14 protein-coding genes are annotated in these 15,708 nt (G+C 70.7%); 13 read left to right on the forward strand and 1 reads right to left on the reverse strand.

The features are described 5' to 3' along the window. Positions 1-3 precede the first annotated feature (3 nt). From ACIQ6Y_RS04300 to ACIQ6Y_RS04355, 12 genes are all read left to right on the forward strand, one after another. A complete protein-coding gene (locus ACIQ6Y_RS04300) occupies positions 4-801 on the forward strand; it encodes an MlaE family ABC transporter permease (protein ID WP_404032673.1) in 798 nt (265 codons plus the stop codon). Positions 802-806: 5 nt separating this feature from the next. After that, positions 807-2,039 carry an MCE family protein gene (locus ACIQ6Y_RS04305; protein WP_404032676.1) on the forward strand — a complete coding sequence of 411 codons (1,233 nt, stop codon included), beginning with the start codon at positions 807-809 and terminating at the stop codon, positions 2,037-2,039. Beyond that, entirely contained in the window at positions 2,036-3,067 is a 1,032-nt protein-coding gene (locus tag ACIQ6Y_RS04310) for an MCE family protein (RefSeq protein WP_404032679.1), read from the forward strand. The genes ACIQ6Y_RS04305 and ACIQ6Y_RS04310 overlap by 4 nt, the downstream gene beginning before the upstream one ends. Next, complete coding sequence (locus ACIQ6Y_RS04315) at positions 3,064-4,059, forward strand: MCE family protein (protein ID WP_404032682.1); 996 nt, start codon at positions 3,064-3,066, stop codon at positions 4,057-4,059. The genes ACIQ6Y_RS04310 and ACIQ6Y_RS04315 overlap by 4 nt, the downstream gene beginning before the upstream one ends. Before the next feature lie 35 nt (positions 4,060-4,094). Continuing rightward, positions 4,095-5,162: an MCE family protein gene (locus ACIQ6Y_RS04320; protein ID WP_404033693.1), complete on the forward strand. Its 1,068-nt coding sequence runs from the start codon at positions 4,095-4,097 to the stop codon at positions 5,160-5,162. Further along, on the forward strand, positions 5,159-6,430 hold the full coding sequence (locus tag ACIQ6Y_RS04325) for an MCE family protein (RefSeq protein WP_404032685.1): 1,272 nt from the start codon (positions 5,159-5,161) through the stop codon (positions 6,428-6,430). Before ACIQ6Y_RS04320 ends, ACIQ6Y_RS04325 begins: the two co-directional genes overlap by 4 nt. Beyond that, complete coding sequence (locus ACIQ6Y_RS04330) at positions 6,427-7,623, forward strand: MCE family protein (RefSeq protein ID WP_404032688.1); 1,197 nt, start codon at positions 6,427-6,429, stop codon at positions 7,621-7,623. Before ACIQ6Y_RS04325 ends, ACIQ6Y_RS04330 begins: the two co-directional genes overlap by 4 nt. After that, positions 7,596-8,102, forward strand: a complete 507-nt coding sequence (locus ACIQ6Y_RS04335) for a hypothetical protein (protein WP_404032691.1) — start codon at positions 7,596-7,598, stop codon at positions 8,100-8,102. The genes ACIQ6Y_RS04330 and ACIQ6Y_RS04335 overlap by 28 nt, the downstream gene beginning before the upstream one ends. A gap of 54 nt (positions 8,103-8,156) precedes the next feature. Beyond that, entirely contained in the window at positions 8,157-8,855 is a 699-nt protein-coding gene (locus tag ACIQ6Y_RS04340; protein ID WP_404032694.1) for a hypothetical protein, read from the forward strand. 154 nt (positions 8,856-9,009) lie between these two features. Beyond that, a complete protein-coding gene (locus tag ACIQ6Y_RS04345) occupies positions 9,010-9,849 on the forward strand; it encodes a TIM barrel protein (protein WP_404032696.1) in 840 nt (279 codons plus the stop codon). Between the two features lie 31 nt (positions 9,850-9,880). Further along, the gene (locus ACIQ6Y_RS04350) at positions 9,881-10,771 is read left to right on the forward strand and encodes a 2-hydroxy-3-oxopropionate reductase (RefSeq protein ID WP_404032699.1); all 891 of its coding nucleotides are present in this window, start codon (positions 9,881-9,883) and stop codon (positions 10,769-10,771) included. 169 nt (positions 10,772-10,940) lie between these two features. Then, positions 10,941-12,398: a catalase gene (locus ACIQ6Y_RS04355; RefSeq protein ID WP_404032702.1), complete on the forward strand. Its 1,458-nt coding sequence runs from the start codon at positions 10,941-10,943 to the stop codon at positions 12,396-12,398. 613 nt (positions 12,399-13,011) lie between these two features. Here ACIQ6Y_RS04355 and gcl read toward each other — a convergent pair. After that, positions 13,012-14,796: a glyoxylate carboligase gene (gene gcl, locus ACIQ6Y_RS04360; protein ID WP_404032705.1), complete on the reverse strand. Its 1,785-nt coding sequence runs from the start codon at positions 14,794-14,796 to the stop codon at positions 13,012-13,014. Between the two features lie 214 nt (positions 14,797-15,010). Between gcl and ACIQ6Y_RS04365 the strand changes: the two genes are divergently transcribed. Next, positions 15,011-15,694 carry a hypothetical protein gene (locus ACIQ6Y_RS04365; RefSeq protein WP_404032707.1) on the forward strand — a complete coding sequence of 228 codons (684 nt, stop codon included), beginning with the start codon at positions 15,011-15,013 and terminating at the stop codon, positions 15,692-15,694. Positions 15,695-15,708 lie beyond the last annotated feature (14 nt).

Below are 15,708 nucleotides of genomic sequence, written 5' to 3' on the forward strand. Positions count from 1 at the left end.
CAGATGCTGCAACGGCTGGAGGAGCTGGGCTCCCAACTGGTCTTCTACGGGCGGTCGCTGGCGTGGACCGGCCGTACCCTGCGCCGCTACAAGAAGGAGGTGCTGCGGCTGCTCGCCGAGGTGAGCTTCGGCCGGGGCGCGCTCGCGGTGGTGGGCGGCACGGTCGGGGTGATCGCGTTCCTGTCGTTCTTCACCGGCACCGAGGTGGGGCTCCAGGGCTACGCGGCCCTCAACCAGCTCGGCACGTCCAACTTCGTGGCGTTCCTGTCGGCGTACTTCAACACCCGGGAGATCGCCCCGCTGGTGGCCGGGCTCGCGCTGTCGGCGACGGTCGGGGCCGGGTTCACCGCGCAGCTCGGCGCGATGCGGATCAGCGAGGAGACGGACGCCCTCGAGGTGATGGGCGTGCCCTCGCTGCCGTTCCTGGTGACGACCCGGATGATCGCCGGGTTCGTCGCGGTGATCCCGCTGTACGTGGTGGGGCTGCTGTCCTCGTACTTCGCCGCGCGGACCATCACGACCGGCTACTACGGGCAGTCGGCGGGCACCTACGACCACTACTTCCAGCAGTATCTGCCGCCGGTCGACGTGTTCTGGTCGTTCGGCAAGGTGATCGTCTTCGCGGTGCTGATCATCCTGGTGCACTGCTACTACGGCTACTACGCGAGCGGCGGCCCGGCGGGCGTCGGGGTCGCGGTGGGCCGGGCGGTGCGCACGTCGATCGTCGCCGTGAACGTCGTCGACTTCTTCCTGTCCCTGGCGATCTGGGGCGCCGACACGACCGTACGGATCGCGGGGTGAAGGCGATGAAGCTCAGGTTGTACGGGGTCGCGTTCCTCGCCGTGCTGGCGCTGTTGCTGTCCCTCGCCGTGGCCGTCTACCAGCAGGCGTTCACCTCCGTCGTACGGGTCACCCTGGAGGCCGACTCGCTCGGCAACCAGCTGGAGCGGCGCGCGGACGTCAAGCTGCGCGGGCTGCTGGTCGGCGAGGTGCGCGAGGTGCGGGCGGACGGTGGCAAGGCCGTGCTCGACCTGGCGCTGCGGCCGGAGCACGTGGCGTACATCCCGGCGGACGTGCGGGCGCGGCTGCTGCCGAAGACGCTGTTCGGCGAGAAGTACGTCGACCTGGTGGTGCCGCCCGGTTCGGCGGCCCGGCCGATCCGCGCGGGCGATGTGATCGGCCAGGACCGCACCCGGGTCGGCATGGAGCTGCAGCGGCTGATGAACGACCTGCTGCCGCTGCTGCGGACAGTGCGCCCGGGCGAACTCAACGCCACACTCTCGGCGTTCGCGACCGCGCTGGAGGGACGCGGCGACCGGATCGGCGACAACCTCACGCGCGTGGAGGGCTATCTGCGGCGGCTGAACCCTCATCTGCCGTCGCTGCGCGAGGACATCACGCGGTTCGCGGACGTGGCCGAGCTGTACGGGGACGCGGCACCCGATCTGCTGGCGATCCTGCGCAACACGGTCACGACCAGCACGACGGTCGTGGAGAAGCAGGACCAGCTGGCTGCGGCCCTGACCTCGACGACCGGGGTGGCCCGTACCGCTGAGGACTTCCTCGACACCCACGGGGACCGGCTGATCACCCTCGGCCGGGTCTCGCGGCCCACCCTTCAGCTGTTCGCCCGCTACTCGCCCGAGTACCCGTGCCTGCTGGAGGGCCTGGTGCGGCAGGACGCCGCGTCCCAGGAGGCGTTCCGGGGCGGGCGGATGCGGATCACCCTGGAAGTCGTACGGCAGCGGCCCGGCTATGTGCCGGGCGAGGAGCCGGTCTACGGCGAGCGGTCCGGGCCGGACTGCCGGGGCCTGCCGCATCCGCGGGTGCCGGGACCGCATCCCCATCTCAACGACGGTACGAAGGCAGGGATCTCCAGCAGTGCGCTTCCCCCAGGCGTGTCCGCCACCCGGTCGGAACAGCGGGCGGTCTCCTCGCTCGTGGCACCCGTCCTCGGTGTGCCGGCGGACGAGGTACCGGCCGTGGCGACCCTGCTGTTCGGGCCCCTGGCCCGTGGGACGGCGGTGAGTGTCGTATGAGGTCCTCGCAGAGCACGGCCGCGCCGCTGGTCAAGTTCGCTCTCTTCGCGGTGGTGACCCTGGCGGCGACCGCGCTGCTGGCCGCCACCATCGGCGGTTTCAGCCTGACGCCGAAGCACACGTATCACGCGGTGTTCAGCGATGTGACCGGCGTGGCGGAGGGCGACGACGTACGGGTCGCCGGGGTGCGGGTCGGGGAGGTCGAGGGCGTCCGGGTCAAGGACCGGACGCTGGCCGAGGTCACCTTCACGGTGAGCGAGCGGCGGCCGCTGCTGACCAGCACCCGGGCGGTGATCCGGTACCGCAACCTGGTCGGACAGCGGTACATCGCGCTGACCGAGGGCGTGGGCGACGGCACCCGGCTGTCGCCCGGCGCCACGATCCCGCTGTCCCGGACCCAGCCCGCGCTGGACCTGAACGCGCTGCTCAACGGCTTCAAGCCGCTGTTCGCCGCGCTGAGCCCCGAGGACGTCAACCAGCTGGCCACAGAGATCGTCAGGACGCTCCAGGGCGAGGGCGGCACCGTGCGCAGCCTGCTCGCGCACACGGCCTCGCTCACCACGACGCTCGCCGGGCGGGACAAGCTGATCGGGTCAGTGATCGACAACCTCAACTCGGTGCTGGAGACGCTCGACAAGCGCGGCGGACGGTTCTCCGGCCTGCTCAAGGAGCTGCGCCGGCTGATCTCCGGGCTGTCGGCCGACCGCAAGCCGATCGGTGAGTCGCTGGTGAGCATCGGCGACCTCACCGAGGCCACCTCGGGGCTGCTGGCGGACGCCCGGCCGCCGCTGAAGGACGACATCGCGGAGCTGACCGAGCTGACGGGGACGCTCAACGCCAACGAGAAGACCGTGGAGGGCGTGCTGAAGCGGCTGCCGAACAAGCTGAACGAGCTGACCGGGACGGCGTCCTACGGCTCGTGGTTCAACTTCTATCTGTGCGACTTCGACGGCCGGATCGTGCTGCCGAGGACCGAGCGGGTGATCCGGCCGGAGCTGCATGTGGCGCGGGCGAGGTGTGCGGAATGAGGTTCGCACGGCTCAAGCCCTTCCGTGAGCGCAACCCCGTGGTGATCGGGGCGGCCGGCCTCACCACCCTCACCCTGCTGACCGTCACCGCGTTCAACGCCGACGACCTGCCGCTGATCGGCGGCGGCGAGACGTACAGCGCGGCCTTCGCGGAGGCCGGCGGGCTCAAGCCGGGCGACGAGGTGCGGATCGCCGGGGTGAAGGTCGGCAAGGTGGAGGAGGTCGAACTGGACGGCGACCACGTCAAGGTCACCTTCAAGGTCAAGGGCGACCCTGACTTCGGCACCGCCACCGGCGCGTCGATCCGGGTGAAGACGATCCTCGGCGCGAAGTACCTGGCCCTGCACCCGAAGGGCCCGGGGCAGCTCGCGCCGGGCAGCGAGATCCCGTTGCGCAGGACCGTGCCGGCGTACGACGTGGTGCAGGCGTTCAGCGATCTGACCACCACCACGGAGGAGGTCGACACCGCGCGCCTGGCGAAGGCCCTGGACACGATCTCGGCCACCTTCGAGGACTCCCCCACCGAGGTGCGCGCCTCCATCAAGGGCCTGTCGAAGATCTCCCGGACGGTCGCCCAGCGGGACGAGGAGCTGCGCGGGCTGCTGGATCACGCGAACGGCGTGACCGGTGTGCTCGCCGAGCGGTCGGAGGACTTCAGCGGTCTGGTCAAGGACGGCAGTGACCTGTTCGCCGAGATCAGCAAGCGGCGCAAGGCCATTCACAAGCTGCTGGTCACCTCGGCCGCGCTCGGCGTGCAGCTGTCCGGGCTCGTCGAGGACGACGAGAAGGAGATCGGGCCCGCGCTCAAGGGCCTGAACCAGGTGGTGGGAATGCTCGAACGCAATCAGTCGAGCCTGGACCGGAGCGTGAAGCTGCTCGCGCCGTACATCCGGGTCTTCACCAACACCCTCGGCAACGGCCGCTGGTTCGACAGCTACATCCAGAACATGGTGGCCGCCCCGGTGGTGCCGAGGACGGGAGGCGAGCGGTGAAACAGCTCTGGAGGCAGGCCCGTTGGGCCGTCCCCGTGGTGGTCCTCGCGGTGCTGGCCGTGACGCTGTGGCCGCGTGAGGAGCCGGTGCGTGTCACGGCGTACTTCCCGCGCACGGTCGGCATCTACCCCGGCTCCGACGTCCGCGTCCTCGGCGTACGGATCGGTGAGGTGAAGGAGATCGAGCCCGAGGGGGCGCGGGTGCGGGTCGTGCTGGAGTACGACGCCGGCCGCAAGGTCCCCGCCGGCGCGCAGGCGGCGATCATCAACTCCTCGGTGGTCAGCGACCGTTATGTGCAGCTGCTGCCGGTGTACCGCAAGGGGCCGGTACTGCGGGACGGCGCGGTGATCCCCGAGTCGCGCACGGCCGTGCCGGTGGAGCTGGACCGGGTCTTCGACAGTCTGCACACCACCTCCGAGGCGCTCGGCCCGAACGGCGCCGACAAGGACGGCTCCCTGGCCCGGCTCCTCGGCGTGAGCGCGGAGAACCTCGACGGGCAGGGCGAGAACATCCATCAGACCGTCGAGGACCTGTCGTCGGCGGTGACCACGCTGTCCGACGGCCGGGGCGACCTGTTCGGCACGGTCCGCAACCTCCAGGTGTTCACCGCGGCCCTGGCGGCCGACGACAAGAGCGTGCGCTCCTTCGACACCACGCTCGCCGAGGTGGCGAAGCAACTCGCGGGCGAGCGCAAGGATCTGGCGGAGGCCCTGAAGCATCTGGCGACCGCGCTGGGCGACGTGACCGGCTTCGTGAACAAGAACAAGAAATCGCTGACCTCGAACGTGAAGGGGCTCGGCAAGGTGACCGAGGTGCTGGTCACCCAGCGCAAGGCCCTGGAGGAGCTCCTGGAGGTCGCCCCGACCGGACTGTCGAACCTCCAGAACGCCTACAACCCGTCCTCCGGCACCCTCGACACCCGCAACAACCCCCAGCAGCCGCAGGACCCGGCCGCGCTGCTGTGCTCGATCCTGCGCACGACCGAGGGGAAGACCGCCGACTGCGCCGAGCTTCGGGAGCTGTTCGACTCGCTGCCCGAGGTGCCGAAGGCGTCCGGCTCGGTCGACCGCACCCTCGGCGGAATCCTGGAGGCCCGCACATGAGAAGAGTGCGCCACGGGCTCGCCTGGGCGGCGGCCGGCTCGCTGCTGCTGACCGGCTGCGAGTTCCACGGCTGGTACGACGTCCCGCTGCCCGGCGGCGCGGCCGCGGGCGGGGACGCGTACCGGATCACCGTCGAGTTCCGGGACGTCCTGGATCTGGTGCCGCAGTCCGCGGTGAAGGTGAACGACGTCACCGTCGGCGCGGTCGAGAAGGTCGAGCTGGCGGGCTGGCGGGCCCGGGTGCGGCTGAGGATCGCCGACTCGGTGAAGCTGCCCGGCAACGCGGTCGCCGAGCTGCGGCAGACCAGCATGCTCGGCGAGAAGTACGTGGCGCTGTCCGCCCCGGCCGGCACGCCGCCGGCCGGGCGGCTCGGCGACGGCGACCGCATCCCGCTCGCCCGCAGCGGCCGCAACCCTGAGATCGAGGAGGTGCTGTCCGCCCTGTCCGCGCTCCTCAACGGCGGCGGCGTGGCCCAGCTCAAGACGATCACCGTGGAGCTGAACAAGGCGCTGGAGGGCCGGGAGAACCGGGTCAGGTCGCTGCTGAAGGAGCTGAACACCTTCCTCGGCGGCCTCGACGACCAGCGCGAGGACATCGTGCGGGCCCTGAAGGGCATCGACCGGCTCGCGGGACGGCTGCGCAAGGAGAAGAAGACGATCGCCCGCGCGGTCGACACGCTGCCGCCCGCGCTGAAGGTGCTGGCCGACCAGCGCAAGGACCTCACCACGATGCTCACCGCGCTGGCGCAGCTCGGAAGGAAGGGCACCGAGGTCGTCGACGCCTCGCACGACGACACCGTCGCGAACCTCAGGGCGCTGCGGCCGATCCTGCAACGGCTGAACCAGGCGGGCGCGAACCTGCCCAACGCGCTGGAGCTGCTGACCACGTACCCGTTCCCGCGCAACGCCGTGGACGCCGTCAGGGGCGACTACGTCAACCTGGAGATCACCGCCGACCTGGATCTGGCGGGCATCTACGGCAACCTCGACGAGGAGCCCCCCGAGGACACGCCCGAGCTGCCGAAGACGCCAGGGCTGCCGGAGGTGCCGGGCCTGCCCGAGGTGCCCGGGCTTCCGGAGGTGCCGGAGGTACCCGGCGTGCCGGACCCGGTGCCGAGCACACCCGGACTGCCGGACGACCAGGCCCCGTTGTGCCCGCCCGTGTGCACCGGCCTCGGCGTCGCCCACCGCACCCACGGCACCCGGCCGGACGGCGACGGCATCGACTACGCCCTCGCCGAGCTGCTCCTGAAGGGAATCCTGCCGTGATCACTCGTACGGTCAAGGCCCAGCTGCTGGCGTTCGCCACGGTCACCGCGGTGGGCGTGTCGTACGTCGGCGCCGAGTACACCGGCCTGGTGGACGGGCTGCTCGGCCGCGGCTACACCGTGCACGCCGACTTCGCCGACTCCGGCGGCATCTTCACCGGCGCCGAGGTCACCTATCGCGGGGTGCCCGTGGGCCGGGTGGGCGAGCTGCGGCTGAGCGGGGACGACGGGGTGTCGCTGGCGCTGGAGATCGACGACGGGGCGCCGCGCATCCCGGCGGACGCGCTGGCGGTGGTGGCGAACCGGTCGGCGGTGGGCGAGCAGTACGTCGACCTCCAGCCGCGCCGCTCGACGGGGCCGTATCTGCTGGACGGCAGCACGATCCCGCGCGGCCGCACCCGGGTGCCGCTGCCGACGACCGAGCTGGTGGTGAGCCTGGACCGGCTGGTGAACTCGGTCGACAAGGGTGATCTGCGGGTCACCGTCGCGGAGTTGGGCGACGCGTTCGCCGGGACCGGCCCCTCCTTGAGCCGGCTGGTCGACTCCGGGAACGAGCTCGTCGAAGCCGCCTCCGAGTCGCTGCCGGAGACGATTCGCCTGATCGAGGACTCGCGCACGGTTTTGAAGACCCAGTCCGACCAGGGCTCGGCGATCCGGTCCTTCGCCCGCGACCTGAAGCTGCTCACCGCGCAGGTGAAGAACAGCGACGGGGATCTGCGCAAGCTGATCGGGACCGCGCGCCCGGCGGCGTACGAGGTGAACTCGCTGCTGAAGTCCCTGGACCCGCATCTGTCGGTGCTGCTGGCGAATCTGATCAGCGGCGGCCAGGTCACGCTCGCCCGGCTGCCCGGGGTCGAACAGGCGCTGGTCACCTTCCCGGTGGTGGTCTCGGGCAGCTACACGGTCCTGCCCGGCGACGGCACCACCCACTTCGGCCTGGTCGTGAACGCCGACGACCCGCCGGCCTGCACCCAGGGCTACGGCACCCGGTGGCGCGACCCGGCCGACACCACTACCCGCCCCGCGAACACCGGGGCGCGCTGCACGCTGCCGCGCGGCAGTACCAGCTCGGTGCGGGGCGCGCAGAACGCGCCCGGCGCCCAAGGGCCCGTCGAGATCGGCTCGGCGGGCGGCCAGCAGGCCGTGTTCGGAAAGGAGTCCTGGCAATGGCTGCTCGTCGGACCGATGGCGTGAAGAGACTGCTGCACCACCCCCTCACGCTGATCGTGGCGACCGTCCTCACGACCGTGTCGGCACTCTGGCTGGGCTTTCGGGTGTACGAGCACCGGGAGGCCGAGCAGCGCCGCCAGGACATCCTCGCGGCCGCCCGGCAGTCGGCGCTCAACTTCACCTCGCTGGACTACCGGCACTACGACCGGGACAGCGCGCAGGTGCTCAAGGGCGCCACGGGCGACTTCAAGGAGCAGTTCGCCGGGCAGACCGAGGAGCTGACGAAGCTCGTCGCGCAGAACAGGTCGGTGTCCGAGGGGCAGGTCCTGGAGGCGGGTGTCGTCCGATCCGACGAGGACTCCGCGCGGGTCCTGGTGGTCGCCGACAGCAAGGTCACCAATGTCGCCGTGCCCAAGGGCGAGGGCCGTACCTACCGCCTGCAGCTGGACCTGGTGCTGGAGGACGGCCGCTGGCTGACCTCCGCCGTGGAGTTCGTCGGCTGACCGTCCGTTCGGCCGACCATCGGTTTCGGCTGATCATCAGTAAGGAGAACGACCGTGGCACAAGCGACCCGGCGCACGCTCACGGCGGCGGCCCGCGCGGCGGCCAAGCGCGCGGAACGCGCGGAGACACGGGAGGTGCCGCCCCCCAGGAGCGCGTCCGGCCGGACCGTGCTCATCGAGAAGCCGGACGGCTGGGACGACCCGCCCGAGCCGCGCCCGAAGGGCGACGAACCCGCCCTGCCCGGCCCCCGGCGCGGCAGGCTCCGTACCGCGTTCCTCGGGGTGCTGCTGATGGCCGCGCTGGTCGCGGTGGGCGTCCTCGCCTGGCAGGACCGCGAGGCGCGGGCGACCGAGCGGGCCCGCGCCGAGGCGCTCGCGGCGGCACGGAAGGTGGCGCCTGTCGTACTTTCCTACGACCATCGCCACCTGGACCGCGACTTCGCGCGCGCCCGTGCGCTGCTGACGGGGAAGTTCCGCGAGGAGTACGGCCGGACCACGAAGACGGTCGTGGGGCCGACGGCGAGGAAGTACCGCGGCGTGGTGCGGGCGACGGTCGTGAGGCCGGCCGGGGGCGGCCCGCCGGCCGCGTCGGTGGTGTCGGCGTCGCCGGAGCGGGCCGTCGTGCTGCTCTTCGTCGACCAGGTCACCGAGAGCACCCAGGTCACCGGCTCCCGCGTCGACCTGAACCGGGTCCGGATGACCCTGGACCGCACCTCCGACGGCTGGAAGGTGAGCGCCGTGGACGCGCTCTGACCTGCACGCCCCTGAGCCCCCGCGCGGCCTCGCGCGGGGGCTCTTTGCGTTTTCGCCTCTTGACAGTCGTCCCCGACCACAGGCAATCTTCCGTTAAGCAGAAACGTACTTCCGCAATACGAAATTTCTAGCACGGAAGGGAGCGCGGCCCCCGATGGGATTCGCAGACCAGCGCTTCAACGTCAACCTGTCGATCCTCTTCACGGAACTCCCGCTCCTGGAGCGCCCCGCGGCCGCCGCCGCGGCCGGCTTCACCGCGGTCGAGCTGTGGTGGCCCTGGATCGACTCCCCCACCCCGGAGCAGTCCGAGCTCGACGCCCTGAAGAAGGCGATCGAGGACGCGGGCGTCCAGCTCACGGGCCTGAACTTCTACGCCGGCCAGCTCCCCGGCCCGGACCGTGGCGCCCTGTCGGTGCCCGGCGAGGAGTCGGAGCGGTTCCGCGCCAACATCGACGTCGCGGCCGCCTTCGCCCGGTCCCTGGGCTGCAAGGCGCTCAACGCCCTGTACGGCAACCGCGTCGAGGGCGTGGAGGCGGCCGAGCAGGACGCACTGGCCCTGGAGAACCTGGTCCGCGCGGCCCGCGCGGCCGACCGGGTCGGCGCGATCCTGCTGATCGAGACGCTGAACAAGCCCGAGTCGCCGCTGTACCCGCTGGTCAGCGCCCCGGCCGCGATCGAGGTCGTCGACAAGGTCAACGAGGCGACCGGACTCGGCAACGCCAAGTTCCTCATGGACCTGTACCACCTGTCCATGAACGGCGAGGACCTGCCGCAGGTGATCGAGCAGTACGCCGCCAAGACCGGCCACGTCCAGATCGCCGACAACCCCGGCCGCGGCGCCCCGGGCACCGGCTCCCTCCCGCTGGAGGAGCTGCTCGACCAGCTGAAGAAGGCCGGTTACGACGGCTGGGTCGGCCTCGAGTACAAGCCGGGCGACCGCCCGAGCGCCGAGGCCTTCGACTGGCTGCCGACCGAGGCCCGCGCGGCCCGCTGACCACCCCCGTTTTTCCCGAAAGGCCCCCATCATGAGCAACCTCCCCAAGATCGCGTGGATCGGCCTCGGCATCATGGGCTCCCCCATGTCCGAGAACCTGATCAAGGCGGGTTACCAGGTCACCGGCTTCACGCTGGAGCAGGACAAGCTGGACCGCCTGGCCGCCGCGGGCGGCACCGCCGCCGGCTCGATCGCCGAGGCGGTCAAGGACGCCGACGTGATCGTCACGATGGTCCCCGCCTCCCCGCAGGTCGAGGCCATCGCCTACGGCCCCGAGGGCATCCTGGAGAACGCGAAGTCCGGCGCGCTGCTGATCGACATGTCCTCGATCACCCCGCAGACCTCGGTCGACCTGGCCGCCGCCGCCCGCGACAAGGGCATCCGCGTCCTGGACGCCCCGGTCTCCGGCGGCGAGGCCGGTGCCATCGAGGCCGTGCTGTCCATCATGGTCGGCGGCACGCAGGCCGACTTCGACGAGGCCAAGCCGCTTCTCGAGGCCCTCGGCAAGACCATCGTGCTGTGCGGTCCGCACGGCTCGGGCCAGACCGTGAAGGCCGCCAACCAGCTGATCGTCGCCGTGAACATCCAGGCGTGCGCCGAGGCCGTGGTCTTCCTGGAGAAGTCCGGCGTGGACCTCTCGGCCGCCCTGGACGTCCTCAACGGCGGCCTGGCGGGCTCGACCGTGCTGACGCGGAAGAAGGACAACTTCCTCAACCGCGACTTCAAGCCGGGCTTCCGCATCGACCTGCACCACAAGGACATGGGCATCGTCACCGACGCCGCCCGCAACGTCGGCGCGGCCCTGCCGGTCGGCGCGGTCGTGGCCCAGCTGGTCGCGTCGCTGCGCGCCCAGGGCGACGGCGGCCTGGACCACTCGGCCCTGCTGCGGGCCGTGGAGCGCCTCTCCGGCGCCCAGGCCTGACCCTTTGAGACTTCCGGGCCGCGGCGCCGCCGACACCTGTCCTGTCGCGCCCAGGCGGCGCCGCGGCCCGGAATTACGTTTCAACAAACTGTTGACGCTCAGATCCCTCACTTCTAGGCTCCACAAAGCGGAAACAGGTTTCCGCTGACACCCGCACGGAAGGTCCACGATGTCGAAGCGCGTGCTCACGACCGAGTCCGGCGCCCCGGTCGCCGACAACCAGAATTCCGCCTCCGCCGGCGTCGGCGGCCCGCTCCTGATCCAGGACCAGCAGCTCCTGGAGAAGCTCGCCCGGTTCAACCGTGAGCGCATCCCGGAGCGCGTGGTGCACGCCCGCGGTTCCGGCGCGTACGGCTACTTCGAGGTGACCGACGACGTCACCGGCTTCACCCACGCCGACTTCCTGAGCGAGATCGGCCGCCGCACCGAGGTCTTCCTGCGCTTCTCCACCGTTGCCGACTCGCTCGGCGGCGCGGACGCGGTGCGCGACCCGCGCGGCTTCGCCGTGAAGTTCTACACCCGCGAGGGCAACTACGACCTCGTCGGCAACAACACCCCGGTGTTCTTCATCAAGGACCCGATCAAGTTCCCCGACTTCATCCACTCGCAGAAGCGCGACCCGTTCACGGGCAAGCAGGAGCCGGACAACGTCTGGGACTTCTGGGCGCACGCCCCCGAGGCCACGCACCAGGTGACCTGGCTGATGGGCGACCGCGGCATCCCGGCGTCGTACCGCCACATGAACGGCTACGGCTCGCACACCTACCAGTGGACGAACGAGCAGGGCGAGGCCTTCTTCGTCAAGTACCACTTCAAGACGAACCAGGGCATCCGCTGCCTGAGCAGCGAGCAGGCCGCGGAGCTCGCGGGCAAGGACGCCAACTCCCACCAGACGGACCTGCTGCAGGCCATCGAGCGCGGTGTGAACCCGTCCTGGACGCTGTACGTGCAGCTCATGCCGGCGGCCGAGGCGGCCGACTACCGCTTCAACCCCTTCGACCTCACCAAGGTGTGGCCGCACAAGGACTACCCGCTGCAGCGCGTGGGCCGGCTGGTCCTCGACCGCAACCCGGACAACGTGTTCGCCGAGGTCGAGCAGGCCGCGTTCTCCCCGAACAACTTCGTGCCCGGCATCGGTCCGTCCCCGGACAAGATGCTCCAGGGCCGTCTGTTCGCCTACGCCGACGCGCAGCGCTACCGCCTGGGTGTCAACCACACCCTGCTCCCGGTGAACGCCCCCAAGGCGACCGAGGCCAACAACTACGGCCGTGACGGATTCATGGCGCTCAACCCGCAGGGCCGCGGCGCCAAGAACTACGAGCCGAACTCCTACGACGGCCCCGTCGAGACCGGCCGCCCGCTGTCCGCCCCGCTGGCGGTCGACGGCCACACCGGCAACCACGTGGCGCCGCTGCACACCAAGGACGACGACTTCTTCCAGGCGGGCGAGCTGTACCGGCTCATGTCCGCGGAGGAGAAGTCCCGCCTGGTCGCGAACATCGCCGGTGGCCTCTCGCAGGTCTCCCGCGACGACGTGATCGAGAAGAACCTGGCTCACTTCCACGCCGCCGACCCCGAGTACGGCAAGCGCGTGGAGGAGGCGGTCCGCGCCCTGCGCGAGGACTGACCTCCACCGAGGCGGCCCGCGCCCGCCGATCGGCCCGGATGAGGGGTGGCCGATCGGCGGTGCGCGGGCAGGCCGAGGACCGCGGCGGTGTGCGAGCCAGTGCGGTGGTGAAGGTGCGGGGCCCTCTTCTCGACCTGAGGGAAGAGGCTCCCGGAACCGTCGCGACCGTCGCGGTCCCAGCCAATGGACTCCGTCCGGCGGCGCGAATGTTCTGTCGCGCCCAGCCTCGTGCCGTCGGACGGTCACCAATTGAATACCTCACCGGGCTGAAGAGCGCCGGATGCGGACGGTCCCGCATCCGGCGCTCTTCGGTTTGCGCGGCCGAGGAGGTGCCGCTTGCTGCCGTCGTCCGGGTGCGGGCCGCGGTGGGCTGGTCGCGCAGTTCCCCGCGCCCCTGGCGGCGACGCCCTAAGGGGCGCGGGGAACTGCGCGAGCAACCACACACAACCCGCAGCCGGACGACGGCAGGAAGGGGCAGCTCCCAGGGGCGCGGGGAACTGCGCGAGCAACCACGTTCGGCCGGCACCCGGAGGGCGGCAGGAGAGGGCAGATGGGGGCATGGCGAAGGGGCCCGCACCGTACGGTGCGGGCCCCTCTGTGGGTGGCTGTGGACTCAGACCTTGAGGGTCTTGACGGCCGTCGGGGCGTGACCCGGCTCCGTGGCCAGGTCCTCGAACTCGACCACGTTGCTGATGTCGTTCGTGCCGGACATGGAGATGTTGGTGACGCGCTCCAGGATGGCCTCGACGACGACCGGGACCTGGAACTCGGCGGCGAGCTTCTTGGCCTGCTCGAAGGCGGCGCCCAGCTCGGCCGGATCGGTCACGCGGATCGCCTTGCAGCCGAGGCCCTCGGCGACCTTGACGTGGTCGACGCCGTAGACGCCCAGCTCGGGCGAGTTGATGTTCTCGAACTCCAGCTTGACCTGGAAGTCGATGTCGAACGCCCGCTGCGCCTGACGGATCAGGCCGAGGTAGGAGTTGTTGACCAGGACATGCACGTACGGGATCTTGTGCTGCGCGCCGACGGCCAGTTCTTCGATCATGAACTGGAAGTCGTAGTCGCCGGACAGGGCGACGACCTGCGCCTCCGGGTCGGCCTTCGCCACGCCCAGGGCCGCGGGGATGGTCCAGCCGAGGGGGCCGGCCTGGCCGCAGTTGATCCAGTGACGCGGCCGGTAGACGTGCAGCATCTGCGCGCCGGCGATCTGGGAGAGGCCGATCGTGGTGACGTAGCGCGTCTCGGGGCCGAAGGCCTTGTTCATCTCCTCGTAGACACGCTGCGGCTTGATCGGGATGTTGTCGAAGTGCGTACGGCGCAGGAGGGTGGCCTTCTTCTCCTGGGCCGACGCGGCCCAGTCGCCGCGGTCGGGCAGCTTGCCGGCCGCCTTCAGCTCGCGGGCGACCTCCACGAACAGCTCCAGCGCAGCCTTCGCGTCGGAGGCGATGCCGTAGTCCGGGGCGAAGATCTTGCCGATCTGGGTGGGCTCGACGTCGACGTGGACGAACTTCCGCCCGGCCGTGTAGACGTCCAGCTTGCCGGTGTGGCGGTTGGCCCAGCGGTTGCCGATGCCGAGGACGAAGTCGGACTCCAGGAAGGTCGCGTTGCCGTAGCGGTGCGAGGTCTGCAGGCCGACCATGCCGGCGTTCAGCTCGTGGTCGTCGGCGATGGCGCCCCAGCCCATCAGGGTCGGGACGACCGGAGTGCCCGTCAGCTCGGCGAACTCGACGAGGAGTTCGCTGGCGTCGGCGCTGATGACACCGCCGCCCGCGACGATCAGGGGGCGCTCGGACGCGTTCAGCATCCCGATCGCCTTCTCGATCTGCGCGCGGGTCGCGGCCGGCTTGTAGACCGGCAGCGGCTCGTACGTGTCGATGTCGAACTCGATCTCGGTGAGCTGGACGTCGATCGGCAGGTCGATGAGGACCGGGCCGGGACGGCCGGAGCGCATCAGGTGGAAGGCCTGCTGGAACACGCCGGGGACCTGAGCGGCCTCCAGGACGGTGACAGCCATCTTGGTCACCGGCTTGGCGATGGAGGCGATGTCGACGGCCTGGAAGTCCTCCTTGTGGATCACCGCGGTCGGCGCCTGGCCGGTGATGCACAGGATCGGGATCGAGTCACCGATGGCGGAGTACAGACCGGTGATCATGTCGGTGCCGGCCGGGCCCGACGTACCGATGCACACCCCGATGTTGCCCGGGTGGGTACGGGTGAAGCCCTCGGCCATGTGCGAGGCGCCCTCGACGTGCCGGGCGAGGGTGTGGTTGACGCCCCCGGAGGCTTTCAGCGCCGCGTAGAACGGGTTGATCGCCGCGCCCGGGACACCGAACGCGTTGGTGACGCCCTCGCGCTTGAGAATCTCGACTGCCGCGCGGGCAGCGGTCATACGAGCCATGGAGTACTCCTGCTTCGGCTGTCGGATGGGCTCGACCGTCGCGCCCCGCGGTGAGACCTTTCCGCGTTGTTCACATCCCGCAAGTTTCCGTATTGCGGAAATGAGTTTCTACTATCTGGAAGCAATGTATTTGGAGTGGTGAAGCCCGTCAAGGGACGGACAAGGGACGGACAAAGCGCGGACAACAGGGGGCGGGCAGGAGGAGCATGGGGCCATGTCCGAGGGCGTCCCGGTGCGCTGTCCCGCCTGCCGTCGCGAGCATCTCTACGCGGCGCCGTCCTACCCGTGCGCCTGCGGAGCCCCGGTCGTCCCGCCGGTCGACCGGTACGCGCAGGCCGTCCCCGTCACCCATCGCGCCTGGGACGAGGAGTGGCTCACCCTGCGCTGCGGAGCCTGCGGGCGCGGCACACCGTGGCCGCGACCCGAGCTGGGCTGTCCGTGCGGGACGGTCCTGCGGGTCCCCGTGGCGGCGGATCCCGTGAAGACGGCCCAGGCCCTCACACCTCCCCCGGCCCGCCCCGCCTTCCAGCCGGTCACCATCCGCACCGCGCGCGACGCGGTCACCGCGGCCGCCCTGTATCTGCGCTGGCTCGGCTACAGGGACATACGCCGCGCCGACCAGCGCCCACCGTCCGGCATCGGCCTCGCCGCGCGCGGCATCCTCGCCCAGGTCGACCCGACCGTGCGCCCGGCCTCGCTGCGGGACGTCGAGTGTCTGTGGCTCACCGCGAAGACGGAGTCCGCGGAGTGTGTCTACTTCTCCCTCGCCGGTTACGCCGACGAGGCCCGGGTGGGCGCCGAGACTCTGGGCGTGCCTCTTTTCGTCCTCGACCTGACCGGCACCCCGCAGCCGGTCAACGACCACGCCGACGCGCTCTCGGCCCTCCCCCGCACATGAGGGCGCCGGCCCCC

Source organism: Streptomyces sp. NPDC096205 (assembly GCF_044763135.1).
Taxonomy (GTDB): Bacteria; Actinomycetota; Actinomycetes; order Streptomycetales; family Streptomycetaceae; genus Streptomyces.